Annotated in this window: 19 protein-coding genes and 1 tRNA gene; 17 read left to right on the top strand and 3 right to left on the bottom strand. The window is 56.7% G+C overall.

Going from position 1 to position 16,942, the window contains the following annotated elements; translation table 11 throughout:
- Nucleotides 1-364: 364 nt before the first annotated feature.
- The 3 genes from QZ517_RS16210 to QZ517_RS16200 form a co-directional block, all read right to left on the bottom strand.
- Nucleotides 365-601, bottom strand: coding sequence for a hypothetical protein (locus QZ517_RS16210; RefSeq protein ID WP_294228653.1), 237 nt, complete (start codon nt 599-601; stop codon nt 365-367).
- A gap of 525 nt (nt 602-1,126) precedes the next feature.
- Complete coding sequence (locus QZ517_RS16205) at nt 1,127-1,282, bottom strand: hypothetical protein (RefSeq protein WP_294228650.1); 156 nt, start codon at nt 1,280-1,282, stop codon at nt 1,127-1,129.
- Nucleotides 1,283-1,510: 228 nt separating this feature from the next.
- Nucleotides 1,511-1,600 (bottom strand) — tRNA-Ser (locus QZ517_RS16200).
- A gap of 198 nt (nt 1,601-1,798) precedes the next feature.
- Between QZ517_RS16200 and QZ517_RS16195 the strand changes: the two genes are divergently transcribed.
- The 17 genes from QZ517_RS16195 to QZ517_RS16115 form a co-directional block, all read left to right on the top strand.
- Entirely contained in the window at nt 1,799-2,689 is an 891-nt protein-coding gene (locus QZ517_RS16195) for an SPOR domain-containing protein (RefSeq protein ID WP_294228647.1), read from the top strand.
- Between the two features lie 14 nt (nt 2,690-2,703).
- Nucleotides 2,704-3,873 (top strand): D-alanyl-D-alanine carboxypeptidase family protein, encoded by a 1,170-nt coding sequence (locus tag QZ517_RS16190; RefSeq protein WP_294228644.1) that lies wholly within the window; start codon nt 2,704-2,706, stop codon nt 3,871-3,873.
- Nucleotides 3,870-4,499, top strand: a complete 630-nt coding sequence (gene tmk / locus QZ517_RS16185) for a dTMP kinase (RefSeq protein WP_294228641.1) — start codon at nt 3,870-3,872, stop codon at nt 4,497-4,499. The genes QZ517_RS16190 and tmk overlap by 4 nt, the downstream gene beginning before the upstream one ends.
- Nucleotides 4,496-5,614, top strand: coding sequence for a DNA polymerase III subunit delta' (locus tag QZ517_RS16180; RefSeq protein WP_294228639.1), 1,119 nt, complete (start codon nt 4,496-4,498; stop codon nt 5,612-5,614). The genes tmk and QZ517_RS16180 overlap by 4 nt, the downstream gene beginning before the upstream one ends.
- A gap of 7 nt (nt 5,615-5,621) precedes the next feature.
- Nucleotides 5,622-6,428: a TatD family hydrolase gene (locus QZ517_RS16175; protein ID WP_294228635.1), complete on the top strand. Its 807-nt coding sequence runs from the start codon at nt 5,622-5,624 to the stop codon at nt 6,426-6,428.
- Nucleotides 6,425-7,228, top strand: a complete 804-nt coding sequence (locus tag QZ517_RS16170; protein ID WP_294228631.1) for an MBL fold metallo-hydrolase — start codon at nt 6,425-6,427, stop codon at nt 7,226-7,228. Before QZ517_RS16175 ends, QZ517_RS16170 begins: the two co-directional genes overlap by 4 nt.
- A 30-nt stretch (nt 7,229-7,258) precedes the next feature.
- Nucleotides 7,259-8,188, top strand: coding sequence for an AEC family transporter (locus tag QZ517_RS16165; protein WP_294228625.1), 930 nt, complete (start codon nt 7,259-7,261; stop codon nt 8,186-8,188).
- Between the two features lie 79 nt (nt 8,189-8,267).
- Nucleotides 8,268-8,909, top strand: coding sequence for a DsbA family oxidoreductase (locus QZ517_RS16160; protein ID WP_294228622.1), 642 nt, complete (start codon nt 8,268-8,270; stop codon nt 8,907-8,909).
- Between the two features lie 369 nt (nt 8,910-9,278).
- Complete coding sequence (locus tag QZ517_RS16155) at nt 9,279-9,581, top strand: STAS domain-containing protein (RefSeq protein ID WP_294228619.1); 303 nt, start codon at nt 9,279-9,281, stop codon at nt 9,579-9,581.
- The gene (locus tag QZ517_RS16150) at nt 9,578-9,943 is read left to right on the top strand and encodes a response regulator (RefSeq protein ID WP_164646190.1); all 366 of its coding nucleotides are present in this window, start codon (nt 9,578-9,580) and stop codon (nt 9,941-9,943) included. The genes QZ517_RS16155 and QZ517_RS16150 overlap by 4 nt, the downstream gene beginning before the upstream one ends.
- A gap of 13 nt (nt 9,944-9,956) precedes the next feature.
- Entirely contained in the window at nt 9,957-12,191 is a 2,235-nt protein-coding gene (locus tag QZ517_RS16145) for a chemotaxis protein CheA (RefSeq protein WP_294228617.1), read from the top strand.
- Entirely contained in the window at nt 12,184-12,654 is a 471-nt protein-coding gene (locus QZ517_RS16140) for a chemotaxis protein CheW (RefSeq protein ID WP_294228615.1), read from the top strand. The genes QZ517_RS16145 and QZ517_RS16140 overlap by 8 nt, the downstream gene beginning before the upstream one ends.
- Nucleotides 12,655-12,659: 5 nt before the next feature.
- The gene (locus QZ517_RS16135) at nt 12,660-13,553 is read left to right on the top strand and encodes a protein-glutamate O-methyltransferase CheR (RefSeq protein ID WP_294228613.1); all 894 of its coding nucleotides are present in this window, start codon (nt 12,660-12,662) and stop codon (nt 13,551-13,553) included.
- A gap of 2 nt (nt 13,554-13,555) precedes the next feature.
- The gene (locus QZ517_RS16130) at nt 13,556-13,942 is read left to right on the top strand and encodes a response regulator (RefSeq protein WP_164646186.1); all 387 of its coding nucleotides are present in this window, start codon (nt 13,556-13,558) and stop codon (nt 13,940-13,942) included.
- 25 nt (nt 13,943-13,967) lie between these two features.
- Entirely contained in the window at nt 13,968-14,312 is a 345-nt protein-coding gene (locus tag QZ517_RS16125) for a hypothetical protein (protein ID WP_294228611.1), read from the top strand.
- A gap of 39 nt (nt 14,313-14,351) precedes the next feature.
- Nucleotides 14,352-15,563, top strand: a complete 1,212-nt coding sequence (locus QZ517_RS16120; protein ID WP_294228609.1) for a PAS domain-containing protein — start codon at nt 14,352-14,354, stop codon at nt 15,561-15,563.
- Between the two features lie 60 nt (nt 15,564-15,623).
- Nucleotides 15,624-16,942, top strand: a 1,319-nt coding sequence (locus QZ517_RS16115) for a methyl-accepting chemotaxis protein (RefSeq protein ID WP_294228608.1), incomplete at its 3' end; no start/stop codon positions are given.

The raw sequence follows: 16,942 nt of genomic DNA, 5'->3' as shown, positions 1-16,942 counted from the left end.
GGGCTGTGAGCAGTCGTCAGACATGATTTTTATCGATTACATCTTTGGCTTGGAAGCGGAAGCAACCTAACGTCGCCTCCAACGGCGGCCAATCACAGGTTGTGACCTTCTACAAAATCACATGTCTCTCCTATTGTGAGGTAGCCTTTGTGCTGCACTGCTGCTGATTAAAGCAGCCATTCAAATACGTCGTGTTGAGGTGAGGCGCCCCTAGAATTGTAGACGCCTTGCTTGGTAATTTTGGAAGCAAGGTGACACTGATTTCAGGGATTAGATTTACGGATGACTTCAAGCGTGATGCGGTCGCACAAGTAGTGGATCGGAGTTACCGGACTGCTCCGTCCCGCGACGGCCCCGCTCTCTCCTACTCCAGCACCTCTTCTCCGTCCCAAACCGCTTCCCTCTCCGAGACAAGCTTGCGCGCACGTTTGAACTCTAACGATCCTGGAGCCAGTTTGTGCTGATGATAGTCCAGCATCAGATCTTTCTCATTGTCGGTCCAAACCTCTCGCGACCGCAGCTCTTCAATAACCTCGCTCCGGTGGCCATCTGACATCTTTGCATAATGCGTTTCCGTGATGGTCTCCGTCTCATGCCCCAAATTGAAGGACCATGCTTATCGCCGTTCGGCGAATAAACAAAGGAAGTTGCCCAACGCCGCAAGGCAATGGCGGGTGGAATGCTGTGAAAAGTCCTTTCCAATCCCCTTTGAAGCCGCAGCGAAAGCAGCGCTCAAAGCCCCCTCACTGCGCATTGGCTTGATTGGTTGGTGTCCGTGCGCTTGTACCGTCAGATGCGCTTTAACAGGAAAGACAGCATCGTCGACCTCAAAACCCAACCGCATCAAATCCTCAACCCATTCACAGAATATGGCTTACAAGTCCTCCGTTCGGGGAAACCAGAACACCCTAAAACTCTTGCCGTTTTTGGCGCGCATTTCCCTTCCGTCTTGAATTACTTCTTTGGCATCCATGTCTAAATGCTTCAGCCGCAGAGAGGTCAGCGCACCTACTCTCAGCCCGGACACAAAAGTAGTTGCCACCATTGCCCGATCACGACGCTCCAACATCGTCCTGCACGGTATCCTCACACCATCAAGATGGCTTCCTCAATCGAGGGAAAGCGGCTATCTCAGCACCCACTTCAAGCTGTTCAGGCGGAACGTCGTCATCCACAGACTTCCCGGTGGCTTGGCTTTTCCAAGGCAGTAAGGCTCGTCCAGCGGCGCAACATGACCAAACAGGTCGGGTGTATTTTCATTTTGGCCGATGTCTTTAGACATACTTAAGCCTCCGAAAAAATGAAGGTCTCAAGACACATCCTGCATCGCGAAACGATTATGTTTCTCGCCTTCATAACTGATGAAGACTTATCCATATGGATCGGTGCCATTTGTTGCCGGCTTCACAGAACCAGGCAATAGGTATTTTTGTGGAAAACGAAAATGTGGGGGCCAAAAAATCGACTAGACAAAATTACGCTTACTTTCAGGGTACTACGTGAGGTGTGATGGCGGAGAAGCAGGGATTCGAACCCTGGGAGGGCGTTAACCCTCGTCGGTTTTCAAGACCGGTGCATTCGACCACTCTGCCACTTCTCCGACGCGCCATCCCTAATACCACTTTTAGCGTGGTTCAAGCAGAAAGAGTGGCGGATTTCCGACACTTCTTATCAGCCGCACTTTCCTTAAAACCCAACGCGGGTTACACTCTGCGCAATTGACCGCTGCTGCGCCCTTATGGGGCCAGAAAACAGCGGCACTTGGTGCGACAGGATACGAGCAGACAAAGGGCACGTAATGACCTTCTTTTCAGGCGCAAGCTTTCATTCTCCGCGCCGCACGGCGCCGGCTATTTTTTTGGTGTGTGGGCTGGCTTTGGCCGGCTGCACCGACGGTGAAGACTTCAATTTCTTGAACAAACCTGCGGAAACCGAAGCCGCTGTACCGGTGGCTGGACAGACCACAAAGCTGGTGGAACGTGATGTCGAAGCTCCCGAGGTGTTCTCCACGTCAGAGGCTGGCCTTTGGGACGGGCGCCCATCCCTGGGGGGTGTCTGGGCCGCACATCCCGATGTCGGGGATCCAGAACGCGTCATCATCCGCAACAAAGCCAATGGCAAATTTGTGATTGGGGCTCTGTTCCGCCGCGAACGCGACATTCCCGGCCCTCGCATACAAGTGTCCTCAGACGCGGCCGATGCGCTTGGCATGTTGGCCGGTGCTCCTGTTGAGTTGAACATCACCGCCCTACGCCGTGAAGAAGTGGCCGAAGAGGCCCCCGCTGATCCGGAGGCAACGGCAGAGGTTGCGTCCACCACAGACGTGGAAGAAACCCCGCTGGAACCCATTGCGGCCGCAACCGCCGCCATTGCAGCGGCCGAAGCCAAGCAAACGCCACCAGCCCCGGCACCGGCCGCGCAATCCGAAGTGGCGCCCAAGCCACAGTCGTCCTCGCTGTCCAAACCTTATGTACAGATCGGCATCTTCTCGGTTCAGGCCAACGCCGATGGTGCGGCCGCACAAATGAAGAGCGCAGGCCTGCCCGCCTTGACCAAGAAAACCACCTCAGGTGACAAAACCTTCTACCGCGTTCTGGTTGGCCCAGCCTCCAGCAAGTCGGCTCTTAAATCTATGACCAAGAAAGTGCATGGCATTGGCTTCACCGATGCTTATGCGGTGACCAACTGACGGAGGCTTCTGCCATGTTCAAATCCATGTTCCACGCCTGTGTGGCAGCGATTGGATTGACGGTCGCGGCCAGTTCTGCCAACGCCTTTGAAACCAAGGCCCGCGCGGCTTTTGTGATGGACCAATCCACTGGTACGGTGCTGTTGGCGAAAAATGCCGACGAAGCCCTGCCGCCTGCGTCTATGTCCAAGCTGATGACGCTTTATATGGCGTTTGAGGCTGTGCGCGATGGCCGCTTGCAAATGACCGAAACACTGCCGGTGTCACAGCACGCAATGAACTATGGCGGCTCCACCATGTTTTTGGACACAACTGACCGGGTGGCGGTGCAAGACCTGCTGCGCGGGATTATTGTGTTGTCTGGCAACGATGCCTGTGCAGTTATCGCCGAAACTCTGAGCCCTGACGGGACAGAGGCTGGCTTTGCCCGCCTGATGACCCGCCGCGCACGGCAAATGGGCATGACCAATTCCACCTTTGCGAACTCCAATGGGTGGCCCGCACCGGGCCACCGCATGAGCATGCGCGACCTGGCGCTCCTGGCAAACCACCTTATCTCCGACTTCCCGGAATTTTATCCGATGTTTGCCGAGCGCGAATTTGAGTTTGATGGACGTGCGCCCCAAAACACGCAAAACCGCAACCCACTTTTGAAGCTGAACATCGGCGCGGATGGCCTCAAAACCGGCCACACATCTGAGGCTGGCTACGGTCTTGTTGGTTCCGCAAAACAGGGCAACCGCCGTGTGATCTTTGCTTTCTCCGGCCTGCAAACAGCCGCTGAACGTGCGGAAGTGTCCGAGCAAATTGTCAACTGGTCTTTCCGACAGTTTTCCGAGGCCACATTGGCCCGCGAAGGTGAGCGTGTGGCTGAAGCCAACGTCTGGATGGGCAAGTCCTCCCGCGTTGGCTTGGTGCCAGAGAGCGACATTGATGTGTTGTTGCCGGTTTTGGCCAAAAACAAAGTCAAAGCTGAGGTGATCTACAACGGCCCTATCGAAGCCCCGATCACCAAAGGCCAATCTCTGGCTGAACTGGTGTTGATGCCCGAGGACTTGCCTGAAATGCGCATTCCTCTGGTGGCAGAAGCTGATGTGCCCGAGGGTGGCTTTGGCATTCGCCTGCGCACAGCAACCGGCATTCTGATGCAGCAATTTGGCCTCAATCTCGCAGGTGCATCGTGAGCGGACACTTCATCACGTTTGAAGGCATTGACGGTTCCGGAAAATCCACCCAAGCAAAGCGCCTCGCAGAGCGCCTGCGCGCCGATGGGCGTGACGTGGTGCTCACTCGCGAACCGGGTGGCTCTGTTGGCGCAGAGGAAATCCGCGCGCTGGTGCTCGAAGGCGACCCTGACCGCTGGTCGGCTGAGACTGAAATCCTGCTGTTCACAGCCGCGCGACGCGACCACCTGGAACGCACCATTCTGCCCGCTGTGGCGGCAGGTAAAATTGTCATCTGTGACCGCTTTGCTGACAGCACCCGCATGTATCAGGGCCTTTCGCGCGGCGACCTCCGTGGGATCGTTGACCAGTTGCACAGCCTGATGATTGGCCGCGATCCGGATCTGACAGTGCTGATCGACATGGACCCGGCCACCGGCCTGTCCCGTGCCAAATCCCGCCAAACCGCTGAGGAGCGGTTTGAAGACTTTGGTCAAGCGCTTCAGGAGCAAATGCGCAAAGGCTTCCTGGATCTGTCCCGCGAATATGCGGACCGCTTCCGCGTGATCGACGGCGCACAGGACATGGATCGCGTGTCTGACGCGGTTTATGCCACCGTCACACAATACATCGAGGCCACGACTTGAGCGACGACACCGGCCCAGAGGCGGATCGCGTCACCGGTGCGCCCCACCCACGGGAAACCGAGGTGCTCTTTGGTCAGGCCTCTGCTGAGCAAGACTTTCTCACTGCGGTCAACTCGCACCGATTGCACCACGGCTGGCTGATCACCGGTCCTATTGGCGTGGGCAAAGCCACACTGGCCTGGCGCATGGCCCGCTTTTTGTTGGCCACGCCGCTGGACGGTGGCGCTGGCTTATTTGGCGATCCGGTGCCGCACACCAATCTCGATATCTCACCTGAACATCCGGTGGCACACCGTCTTCTGGCCCGATCCGAGCCGGGCATGTTCAGCATCACGCGGTCTGTGAATGAAAAGACCGGCAAGCTGCGCGACAAAATTGTCGTGGATGACGTGCGTGGCCTGGCCCACTTCCTCACAATGTCGTCTGCGGATGGTGGTCGCCGCGTGGTGATTGTCGACAGTGCCGACGAGATGAACGTGAATGCCGCCAACGCGCTACTAAAAATGCTCGAGGAGCCGCCGGTGCGCACCACGATGATGCTGATCTCCCATCAGCCGTCGCGCCTGCTGCCAACCATCCGCTCGCGATGCCGCGAACTGCGTCTGCACCCATTGCCCCCAGAAGACATGCACAACGCCCTCACACAAGCGGGCTTTGAGGCCGCGGAATCCCCTGCCCTTGCCGAACTGGCCGCTGGTTCAGTGGGCGAAGCCCTGCGCATCCTGCAAAGCGACGGCCTCGCGCTTTACGCCGAGCTGGTCGCGCTTTTTGCCTCTGATCAAGGCTTTGACCGTCAACGCGCTCTGAACCTCGCCAATGCTGCCGTTGGTCCTGCCAATGCGGACCGCTACGAATTGTTGCTCACGCTCATTGACCTTTTCCTCATGCGCCTGGCCCGCACTGGCGCACTGGGCCAACCGCCCACTGTAGAGGCCGCCCCACATGAAGCACAGATACTGATGCGACTTTCACCACACACGCAGAAAGCCCGCGCATGGGCTGCGGCGGCGCAGGAAATTTCGGATCGCACCCAACACGGCAAAGCGGTCAACCTTGACCCTGCCGCGCTTGTGCTGGATACGGTTTTTAAGATCCATCAAACTGCAATCTCCTGAGCGCCCCATGACTGACTTTCCCCAGATCACCGACAGCCACTGCCACCTCGATTTCCCGGACTTCGACGGCAAGCTGGAAGAGTTCATCTCCCGCGCCGCAGAGGTTGGTGTGACTCGCATGGTCACTATCTGCACACGTTTGCGCAACGAACCCACGGTGCGTGCCATTGCGGAGGCCCACGCGCCGGTGTTCTACGCGGCAGGCACCCATCCAATGAGTGCTGCTGAAGAACCACTGGCCACCGTGGAAGAGCTGGTCGCACTTGCGCAGCACCCCAAGTTTGTCGGCATTGGCGAAACCGGTCTGGATTATCACTACACCGCCGACAGCAAAGAGGTGCAGCAGACCTCCCTGCGCATCCACTGTGAAGCAGCACGTGAAACTGGCCTGCCCCTGATCATCCACAGCCGCGACTCTGATGAGGATATGGCGCAGATCTTGACCGAAGAATTTAAGAAAGGCGCTTATGGCTGTGTCATGCACTGCTACAGCTCCGGACCAGACCTGGCGAAAAAAATGCTCGATCTGGGGTTTTACCTGTCCATGTCCGGCATCGCCGCTTTCCCCCGCTCCCAAGAGGTGCGCGACATCTTTGCCGCCGCACCGGTGGACCGCGTGCTGGTGGAAACCGACGCGCCCTACCTTGCGCCCCCGCCCTATCGCGGCAAGCGCAACGAGCCGTCTTATGTTGAAAAAACCGCCCGCGTTGGCGCCGAGGTATTTGGCATGGACTACGCCGACTTCGCCGCGCAAACACAGGCCAACTTTGAGCGCCTGTTTTCCAAAGCAAGCAACCCGGCGGCCGCTGCATGAGCGCAAAGCTGACCTTCACCATTCTGGGCTGCGGCAGCTCCGGCGGCGTGCCGCGCATCGGCGGGCATTGGGGCGACTGTGACCCCGCCAATCCCAAAAACCGCCGCCGCCGCTGCTCCCTTCTTGTTGAGCGCGAAACGGCTGAAGGCAAAACCACGGTGTTGATCGACACATCTCCGGACATGCGTGATCAACTGCTGTCCTCCAACACCGGCGCGCTGGATGCGGTGGTTTACACGCACAGCCACGCAGACCACGTACACGGCATCGATGACCTGCGCATGGTAGTCTACAACATGCGCAGACGCATTCCCGTCTGGGCGGACGGCGCGACGCAAAACGATCTACTCAGCCGTTTTGGCTACGCTTTTGTGCAACCCAAGGACAGCCCCTACCCGCCGATCCTGGATTTGCACACCATTGATGACGAAGACTTCACCATCTCCGGCGCGGGTGGCGATATTTCGTTCACACCCATCAAAGTAAACCATGGCAGCATCGACGCTTTGGCATTCCGCATGAATGATGTGGTCTACATGCCGGATGTGTCAAAAATTTATGATACGGCCTGGCCGCAACTTGCCGACATGAAGTGCTTTATCATCGACGCGCTGCGCCGCTCGCCGCATCCCACCCACGCCCACCTCGACCAGGCGCTGGAGTGGATTGAAAAGCTCGCGCCAGAACGCGCGGTGTTGACCAACATGCACATCGATCTCGACCACTCCACTGTGGACGGCGAAACTCCAGACCACATCACCCCCGCCTTTGACGGGATGAAAATCACCTACGACCTTTAAAAACGGGTCACGCAGCAGGACACACCACAGATGCAAACTCTTATCTCTGTGATCCTGCCGGTTTTTCTCATCATCGGTTTTGGGTACATGGCAGCCTGGCGTGGCTTGTTCAGCCAGCAAAATGTCGATGGCTTGATGCGCTACGCCACAACTTTTGCTGTGCCCGTCCTGCTGTTTCGCGCAATCTCCAACCTCGATCTGGCCGCTGAGTACAATCTCAGTCTTTTGGGCAGCTTTTACGGCGCTGCGTTCTTGTGCTTTCTCGCCGGCATGTTGGGTGCCAAATACCTGTTTGGCCGCGATTGGGAAGACGCTACCGCAATTGGCTTTGTATGCCTGTTCTCCAACTCTCTCCTACTTGGTCTGGCCATCATGGAGCGCGCCTACGGTCCGGACAGCCTGACTGGCAACTACGCAATCATCTCCATCCACGCCCCCTTCTGCTACGGTCTTGGCATCGCCACCATGGAGATCATGCGGGCACGACACAGTTCCAAAACCAAAATCGTGCCCACCGTGCTCAAGGCCATGTTCTCTAATGCGCTGATCATCGGCATTGGCCTTGGCTTTGTTGTGAACCTGGGCAACATCCCCATGCCAGAACCCGCCATGCATGCGGTCAACCTCTTGGCCTCTTCAGCCCTGCCAGCAGCGCTGTTTGGCATGGGCGGCGTGCTGTATCGCTACCGCCCCGAAGGCGACATGCGCGTCATCTTGTTTTGCTGTGCGGTCTCCCTAGGTCTGCACCCCACCCTAACCTTTGCCTTCGGCACGCTAAGCGCCATCTCTGCGGACAACATGCGTTCCGCCATTGTCACCGCCTCCATGGCCCCCGGCATCAACGCCTACCTCTTTGCCAACATGTATGGCCGCGCCATGCGCGTGGCCGCTTCCACCGTGCTGATCGGCACTGCGCTCTCTGTGCTCACGGTTTGGCTCTGGCTGGGCACATTGCCGTGACCACCACACGGCACGGCCGCTTGCACCGAGACCGACCGCGCCCCATCTAGTCAGTTGAAAAAGCCCAAGGAGCAACCAGATGGCCCAAAACCCAATCCGCGTCGACATTGTCTCTGATGTCGTGTGCCCATGGTGCATCGTCGGCTATCGCCAATTGATACAGGCCTCCGAGGCCACCGGCATTGCCATCGAAACCTTCTGGCATCCCTTTGAACTCAATCCTGACATGGAAGCTGACGGCGAAAACCTACGCGATCACATCATGCGCAAATACGGCAGCACTGCGGATCAATCCAAAGACGCCCGCGACCGACTGACTGAAGTTGGCGCCGAACTCGGCATCGATTTTCAGTGGTCCGAAGACAGCCGGATCTACAACACCTTTGCCGCCCATCAACTTTTGCATTGGGCTTCTGAAACCGGACAGGCGCAGGCCCTGAAACTGGCTTTGTTTGAGGCCTACTTCACCCAAGGCCGTAACGTGAGCGACTCAAACGTTCTTATCGATATCGCCGCCTCTGTTGGCCTAGATGCCGAAGAGGCAGAAGCGGTTTTGAAAGATGAACGCCATGCCGACATGGTGCGCCAGAAAGAACAATTCTGGACCGCACGTGGCGTGTCCGGCGTGCCAACAATGGTCTTTGACGGCAAACAAGCCACGTCCGGCGCGCAAGGCGTCGACACTTTCACCAGACTGCTAAAGCAACTGACGTCTCAATAACCGCGCACGCCGCTCAGGCGCTGCGACATTCTGGTTCTTGAAAGCCTTTGGAATCGCCGATTCCGAGGGCTTTTTGCTGCGCGACAGTCCACACTGCCTGCGCCCCAAAAGTACACGTGCACTGCACATACAACCTATGGCAGCAGCACGGAAAAACCTTCCCCTTTAAGCTCAAGAACTACAGCAAAACAGTTTTCTTCCAACCCCTTAGCTGAGACCGCCCCCTCTCAACTTTCGGCCAAAACCGCGCCTCGCGCCCGTCCATCGCACTTCAATTTCAGAAGAATTTTTCGAGTAACGCGGTGTTAAGGGCTGCCAGCTTACGTTGCCTTCAATCAGCCAGTCCGAAAACGGTATTGAACCAGACCCATGAACACAGAAAACACATCATCACAGGCCGACTGCATCGCACTGCCGCAGCAGTTGGATTTCGCACATTGCACTGAGTTGCGTCTCGCTATCGAGGCCTCCCGTGGTCAACCTCTGGCGCTGGATGCGCACCAAGTTGAGTTCCTTGGGGGCGCCGGCGCCGAGCTTCTATTGGCGACACGCGCCGAATGGGCCGGACGTGACCTGGCATTTGAATTGAAACAACCATCTGACGATTTTCTAAAAGGTATGGAGCGGCTCGGCCTGCCCCATGACTGTCTTCTTGAAAGGGGCTCCGCATGACAACGAAGATTCTTGCAGTTGATGACTCCCGCACCATGCGCGCGATGATTCAAACGGCACTGACCGATGCTGGCTTTGATGTTGATCTGGCCGAGGACGGCATCGACGGGCTGGACAAGCTTGGCGGTTCCGACCCCGATCTGGTCATCACCGACATCAATATGCCGCGCCTGGATGGGTTTGGCATGATCGAAGGCGTGCGTGAACGCCCCGAGTGCGCCTCTCTGCCAATTCTCGTGTTGACCACGGAAAGCGGTGAAGAACTGAAACAACGTGCCCGTACGGCTGGTGCAACTGGCTGGATCGTCAAACCTTTTGACGCTGAAAAGCTGGTCGCTGTCATCAATCGTCTGGTTGTTTGAAAGGAATTGAATGATGTCCGATCTTCGTGACATGTTCTTTGAGGAATGCGACGACCTTCTTGAAGTGTTGTCCACCGGTCTGGAAGAGCTCCAGAACGAAACGTCAGATGCAGAAACCATCAATTCGATGTTCCGCTCTGTGCATTCTATCAAAGGCGGCGCCGGGGCATTTGGCCTTGATCGCCTGATCAAATTTGCCCACGCATTCGAAAACGTCTTGGATGACTTGCGCTCCAACAAAATTGAGGTGGACGGGACCATCACGGCGCTGATGTTCTCCGGTTTTGACCACCTAAACGACGTCGTGGATGCGGCCCGTGATGACAACGACCTCCCGGAATCCGATGGGGCGGCTGTTCTTGCGGAACTCAAGCAAACCACACAGAACGCCAATGGCCTCAGCGGCGATGAGGAAGAAGACGCAAACGAAGTCGACTCAGACGATTTTGTTGTGCAGGCCATGGACTTCGGTCTCGACCTTGGCGGGGAGGACGACGCTCCAGCAGATCTTCCAGGACTGCCCTCTTTGGGGGGTGGCGCGGCCGAAGGCACCATGCTCTTCGTGGTTAAATTCAAAGCGGAAACTGTGCTTTATACACGGGGTCACGATCCAGCCCTGCTGTTCCGTGCATTGGGTGAGATGGGCGATCTGTCCATTGAAGCTGATCTCGAAGCGGTCGCGCCTTTGGAAAGCCTCAAGGATGCGCCTGCAGCAATCTCCTGGACGCTGACCCTGCGCCCAGATGATGGCATCGATGAGGGCGCCATCCGCGAGATTTTCGAATTTGTGGAAGGCCAGTGTATTCTACAGATTACAGAAGTTGTGGCTGAAACACCCGCCGGGGAAGCGTCTGCGACTGAAGCCGAAGTTGAATCGCCAGCGCCAGCCCCGGTTGCGGAAGATGCACCTGCTGTGGCACCAACCAAAGCCAAAACCAAAACCAAGCCGACCCCTGCCAAAGCCCCCAAAGCTGAAAAGCAGGAGGCCAAGGGCGGAGACGGCGGAAAAAAGTCGTCTGAACCGCGCAACAGCACCATCCGTGTGGATCTCAACCGCGTTGATCGCTTGATCAACTTGGTTGGCGAATTGGTGATCAGCGAAGCCATGCTGCGCCAGTCGATGAACGAGCTGCCAGTGTCCGCCAACAGCGCCGTCAGTGAAGCCATTGGTCAGCTAAAAACTCTGTCAGGCGTTCTGCAAGAGAGTGTGATGGCCATCCGTGCACAACCTGTGCGTGGCCTGTTCCAACGGATGAGCCGAATTGTGCGAGAGTCCTCCCGTCAGGCTGGCAAAACCTCCCGCCTGGTGATGGTCGGGGAAGCCACCGAGGTCGATAAGACCGTGACCGAACGTCTGGTGGAACCCTTGACGCACATGATCCGGAACTCTGTCGACCACGGCCTTGAAACACCCGAGGATCGTCTGGCCGCAGGCAAACCGGAAATGGGCACAATCAAACTCGAGGCGGCGCACCGCTCCGGCCGGGTTGTGATCTCTCTGTCTGACGACGGCGCCGGTGTGAATCGTCCGAAAGTTCGGGAGAAAGCACTGGAAAAAGGCATTATTCGTCCCGAGGATGATCTGACCGACAGCGATATCGACAACCTGCTGTTCCGGGCCGGATTTTCGACCGCAGATGAGATTTCTCAGCTTTCCGGTCGTGGTGTTGGTATGGACGTTGTGCGCTCTGAAATTCAGGCGCTTGGCGGCCGCATCAACCTGCAGTCCGAACCGGGCAAAGGCACCACGATCACCATCTCCCTGCCGCTGACACTGGCGGTTATGGAAGGCATGTTGATCGAAGTCGCGGGCGAAAGCTTGGTGGTTCCAACTGTGGCACTGCGTGAAACTCTTCAGCCTGGTCAGGCCAACATTCACGACTTCTGTGATGGCGACCGCGGTCTTTCCGTAAATGACTCGATGCTTCCAATCGTGGATTTGGGGGAGGCCCTTGGTTTCCGCTCTCCACTCCCGGACTTCAGCAACCAGTCCCTCCTTCTGATCGAAGGGGAATCTGGTCGGCGTTCAGCTCTTGCTGTGGACGGCATCGTGGAGCAACGCGAAGTGGTGATCAAAGGTTTGGAACATAACTATCAATCCATTCCAGGAATCGCCGCCGCAACCATCCTTGGCAACGGCAAAATCGCTCTGATCGTCGACACGGATCAAATGATCCCATCGCCGGGTAACGGCAACACAGGACTGCTTAAGGGGTCCGATATGGCAGAGGTGAACTCTTATGTCTGAACAAGCAACTCAAGAACAGACCGACGAACGCATTGAAATCGTGTCCTTCGCCATTGGCGAGCAGGCCTTCTGCCTGGACATCGGCCATGTGCTGGAAATTCGGGGCTGGACCAGCACCACAACGCTGCCGCACGCACCAGAATATGTGGTTGGCATGATGAACCTGCGCGGCGCTGTGCTGCCGGTGATCGATCTATCGATGCGCTTGGGCCTGGGCAAAACCATCCCAGAAAGCCGGCACGTCATCATCATCGCGCACATCGATGAGAAGAGTGTTGGTTTCCTGGTGGATGCCGTGTCCAACATCATCACAGTGAACACCGACGAAATCAAAGCGACACCTGAGGTATCTTCCTCCAGAACAGCCGCGTTTATTCGCGGGGTCTACACACTAGACGACACCATCGTTCGCGCGATTGATGTTCATCAGATTATGCCACAGGAAGCAATGTCAGCAGCATGACCCACATGGCGCAAAAATCCCTTGAAGAAGGCACAATCAGTGATGCGGACTTTGCCGCAATCGCTGGGCTGGTGCGCGAATGGATGGGCATTGACCTTCAGCCGCATAAGCGGACGATGGTTGCCTCCCGTCTTTCCAAGCGCCTACGTGCCACAGGCTACGAGTCGGTCAACGACTACATCGACTATATGCACTCGCCTCAAGGGCGGGATGAGCAAACCCGTTTCATCAGCGCCTATACAACCAACATGACGCGCTTCAATCGCGAAGGGCATCACTTCGAACAGCTGGCCAATGACATTCTGCCTGACCTTATGGCACAGGCGCGTCGCGGCAAGCGGGTTCGGATTTGGTCAGCTGGATGTTCCAGCGGAGAAGAACCTTATGGTCTGGCTTTCCACGTGTTGGATGCCTGCCCAGAGGCCTCTTCGCTGGATGTGAAAATCCTGGCATCAGACATCGACCCCGAAATCTTGGCATCCGCCAAGCGCGGCATCTACCCCGCCTCCTCAGTCAACACCCTGACCAACGGGCAAGCGACCAAATACTTTGAGGATTCTGAAGGGACAACCGATCAAAAATCAGTTTGCGAAAAAGCCCGCGAATTGATCAGTTTCCGGCGCCTCAATCTTCATGGCGATTGGCCTTTCAAAGGCCAGTTTGACATCATCATGTGTCGCAACGTCGCCATCTACTTTGATGCACCAACCCAAAGTCGTCTCTGGCGCAGATTTGGCGAGCAGCTTTGCCCAGACGGCCTCCTATTCTTGGGCCATTCAGAAGGAATTGGCCCGGAACACGCCGAACTGTTTCACACAGCCGGCCGGGGCGTTTTCTCAATAGACACCTCCCGCATTGGTGGCAGAAGCGCCAATGCAACCTTGCACATGGGGAATTAAAAATGAGCTTGAAAGATAAGCTGCATATCCTGGTTGTGGACGACATGTCCACCAGCCGCGGACTCATCACACAGGCACTCGATGAGATCGGGATCGTCAACTACCGCACCGAAAACGACGGTGCCCAAGCCTGGCGTAGCCTGGCGGCGAAACCGGTGCACTTGATCCTGTCGGATTTCAACATGCCGGGCATGGACGGCCTCCAACTCTTGGAAGGCATCCGCGGCAATAAGGCGACCGCACGCACTGGCTTTATCCTAATCACCGGGCGCGCAGATCCGGACACCATCAACAAGGGCGTCAAGCTCGGCATGAACAACTTCATCAAGAAGCCGTTCCAGACCGCGCAGCTCAAAGCCTGCATCGAGAAGGTAGTGGGGCCTCTTTAAAGGAGGCTCCCATGGGGGACTACAAATGACAACGCGCTCTACCGCAGACGTACTCACAACCATTTCCGAGGACGTGGCAGACTTGGCTTCCATCGCTCATGCGTTGGACGGTCTGACCAGCGAATTGGATTTGGAAGGCGTCGATCACAACAAAATACGGGATCTGCAGCGCGTAGACGCGCTGTTCCAGCACCTAGACGACATCGCGGTATTGCTTGGCAACATGTCCTCGATGATTGGCGCGGGTCCAGATCTCAATGTGCAGGATCTCTCGAACAGCGTCCGTCTGGATTACTTGAAATCGCGCCTTTCTGATGCGGACAAAACCCGCGCAATCTCGCCTGATGCAGGCAACGTAAACCTCTTCTGAGCCACACTCGCTCAACCACAGTGACATTGGAATAGACCCATGAACGCCATGACCAAGATCAGCAGCGCCAGCGCAGACAGTTCCGCAACAGAGGTCCGTTTTGCCAACGAGAGCATTATCACCTCCGCAACCGATCCGCGTGGCGTGATCCAGTTTGCCAATGAAAAGTTTGTCGAGGTCGGTGGCTACTCCCTGGAAGAACTGGTGAATGCGCCACATAAAATAATGCGCCATCCGGACATGCCAAAAGGTGTCTTCTACTTGATGTGGGAATGCCTGAAATCGGGCATGCCTGTGTGCACATATGTAAAAAACAAAACCAAGTCTGGCGGCTACTACTGGGTTCTGGCTGTGGTGACGCAAACAGAGAACGGCTTTCTCTCCGCACGGATCCGCCCCAGCACCGAGCTGTTTGAAACCACCAAAGAAATCTACGCCACACTGCTGGACGAAGAAAAGCGCGAGAACCTGACAGCAGAACAATGCGGCGCGCGTCTTTTGGAGATGCTGAAAGACGCCGGCTACCCGTCGTTGGAAGCCTATGGGATTGAAGCGTTGGATCTGGAATTCAAGGCGCGCGGCATCATTGCGCCCGATCTGTCCAGCTCCTTTCTCTTGATGGACGAGCTTGCGGAAATCATCTCCGACATGCAGGACTTGGTGAACAGCATCGAGCAGGGTTTTGAGCGGGTGCGCGGCGAGCCTGTGAACCTACGTATTTTGGCGGGGCGCCTTGAAGGCGCCGGTGCCGCACTTGGTACCATTTCGCAAAACTACGACGCCATGGCCAAAGAAATGCACAGCTTGGTTGGACGCCTGCACGACCCGGAAAACGGCTCTTTGGTCCAAATGTACAGCGCTGTGTCTCAGGGCCGCTGGTCGATGCAAATTGCCCAACTCTTGAACGAAGCCCATAGCAACGTCGCCCCCGATGATGCGGCAACAGATGGTGCGGTTCTGCTTAAAGAACACCACGAACGCCTGCATCAGCGCAGCCGTGCGCGCTTGATTGAGATTTCTTCGATCGGCAAGTCCATCCCGGACATCTGCCGCAGCCTGCGCCGTCGGATCAACGGTTTGGACGTTGTGAAACTGCTTTGCAAAGTGGAAAGCGGCCGCATGCGTGACGTAGACAGCGGTTTGGACGGCATCATTGCCCGTCTGGAGAACTTCCACGACAACACCGACCGCCACTTGGCTGACCTGTCCGCCAAAGCGTCCCAAGTGACACAAAAAGGCAGCGCCCTCTAACGAGGTCGCTCCACCACATTTCCGCCGCTCCCATTAGCTCTATAACAATAGGAATTCATCATGCCGGTTTTCCAAAAAATCAAAGCCCGTTTTTCGCGGATGAGCATCAAAACCAAATTGGCAACTGCAATTGCGGCCTGTGCCCTCTTGGCCGTTGGTCTCTCGCAGTTCACACAATACAACGCTCGTACCGCCGAAGCCGAAACCCAGGCCATGGAGCGCTATGATCTGCTGACCGAGCTGTTTAGCACTCAGCTTGTGGCGGCGGCTCAATTTCAGGACACTGACCGGCTAAAAGCCACGACAGACCGCTTTTTGGAGCAGGACGCCAACATCACTGCCGTGAGCGTTTTGTCCCGCGACGGCACAGAAATCTACAGCTACGACGTGGCTGAATCTCGCGCAGAAACCATCAGCCATGCTTTGGATACGGTTGCGGCGTCTGTGACCGAAGACAAACCCGGTGCGAACGCTATTGAAGCGTCGGTTTATGCTGCACAATTGCCAATTGCTCAGGCCGGCCGCAATCCTGTTGGCACGCTTCAGGTGGCTGCAGACGTCTCCGCCATCCGCGAAGAAGCGCTGCAAGAATTCATCAAAGGCGCCATCGGCTCCGTCCTGGCCGCCGGGCTTGCCTTGGGCCTAATTGTGATGTTGGTAGGCCGTGTTGTGACCCGCCCGGTACTGGGCCTTGGCAAAGCCATGGATGCCATTGCCGATCACGATTATGACGCCGACGTACCACACTTGGATCGCAACGACGAAATTGGTGCGATGGCCAAACGTTTGGCAAAATTTCGCGACCAACTGGCCGAGGATGCACGTGAACGCGAAGCCCGCGCACAGCAAGACAAACAACGCCAGCGCTTGTTCTCCCGCCTGGCTGAAGGCCTGTCGGAAATCGCGGATGGTCGCGTGGATCGCCCAATCGACACAGCAGAGTTCTCCGACCTTGGTGAAAACTCGATGCGGATCTGCAAAGATTTCAACGATGTCCTCACCAACCTGAAATCCGTTTTGTCCACCGTGACGCGCACCGCTGAAACCGTCCGCACCAGTGCCCATGAAATCTCCGAAAGCGTTGTGGACCAATCCAAGCGCTCCGAAGCCCAAGCGGTGACACTCGAAGAATCCGCGGCGGCGATCGAAACACTGAGCACATCGGTGGAGCAAACCGCAGATCACGCGGCAGAGGCCAACAAGCGCATCACCCAGAACCGTCAACAGGCGCAATCCGGTGGCGAAGTGGTCGAGCACACTGTCGAAGCCATGCGCAATATCGAGCAAAGCTCCGATAAAATCACCGCAATCATCGGCGTGATTGACGACATCGCTTTCCAGACCAACCTTCTGGCACTGAACGCCGGTGTGGAAGCCGC

This window comes from uncultured Shimia sp., from assembly GCF_913054185.1.
Classification (GTDB): Bacteria; Pseudomonadota; Alphaproteobacteria; order Rhodobacterales; family Rhodobacteraceae; genus Shimia.
This window is presented reverse-complemented; position numbering and strand designations above follow the sequence as displayed.

Coding starts and splice junctions, on each gene's coding strand:
- QZ517_RS16205 (WP_294228650.1), bottom strand. CDS start 1,282: ATGTCTAAAGACATCGGCCAAAATGAAAATACACCCGACCTGTTTGGT.
- QZ517_RS16195 (WP_294228647.1), top strand. CDS start 1,799: ATGACCTTCTTTTCAGGCGCAAGCTTTCATTCTCCGCGCCGCACGGCG.
- QZ517_RS16190 (WP_294228644.1), top strand. CDS start 2,704: ATGTTCAAATCCATGTTCCACGCCTGTGTGGCAGCGATTGGATTGACG.
- QZ517_RS16175 (WP_294228635.1), top strand. CDS start 5,622: ATGACTGACTTTCCCCAGATCACCGACAGCCACTGCCACCTCGATTTC.
- QZ517_RS16170 (WP_294228631.1), top strand. CDS start 6,425: ATGAGCGCAAAGCTGACCTTCACCATTCTGGGCTGCGGCAGCTCCGGC.
- QZ517_RS16165 (WP_294228625.1), top strand. CDS start 7,259: ATGCAAACTCTTATCTCTGTGATCCTGCCGGTTTTTCTCATCATCGGT.
- QZ517_RS16160 (WP_294228622.1), top strand. CDS start 8,268: ATGGCCCAAAACCCAATCCGCGTCGACATTGTCTCTGATGTCGTGTGC.
- QZ517_RS16155 (WP_294228619.1), top strand. CDS start 9,279: ATGAACACAGAAAACACATCATCACAGGCCGACTGCATCGCACTGCCG.
- QZ517_RS16150 (WP_164646190.1), top strand. CDS start 9,578: ATGACAACGAAGATTCTTGCAGTTGATGACTCCCGCACCATGCGCGCG.
- QZ517_RS16145 (WP_294228617.1), top strand. CDS start 9,957: ATGTCCGATCTTCGTGACATGTTCTTTGAGGAATGCGACGACCTTCTT.
- QZ517_RS16140 (WP_294228615.1), top strand. CDS start 12,184: ATGTCTGAACAAGCAACTCAAGAACAGACCGACGAACGCATTGAAATC.
- QZ517_RS16135 (WP_294228613.1), top strand. CDS start 12,660: ATGGCGCAAAAATCCCTTGAAGAAGGCACAATCAGTGATGCGGACTTT.
- QZ517_RS16130 (WP_164646186.1), top strand. CDS start 13,556: ATGAGCTTGAAAGATAAGCTGCATATCCTGGTTGTGGACGACATGTCC.
- QZ517_RS16125 (WP_294228611.1), top strand. CDS start 13,968: ATGACAACGCGCTCTACCGCAGACGTACTCACAACCATTTCCGAGGAC.
- QZ517_RS16120 (WP_294228609.1), top strand. CDS start 14,352: ATGAACGCCATGACCAAGATCAGCAGCGCCAGCGCAGACAGTTCCGCA.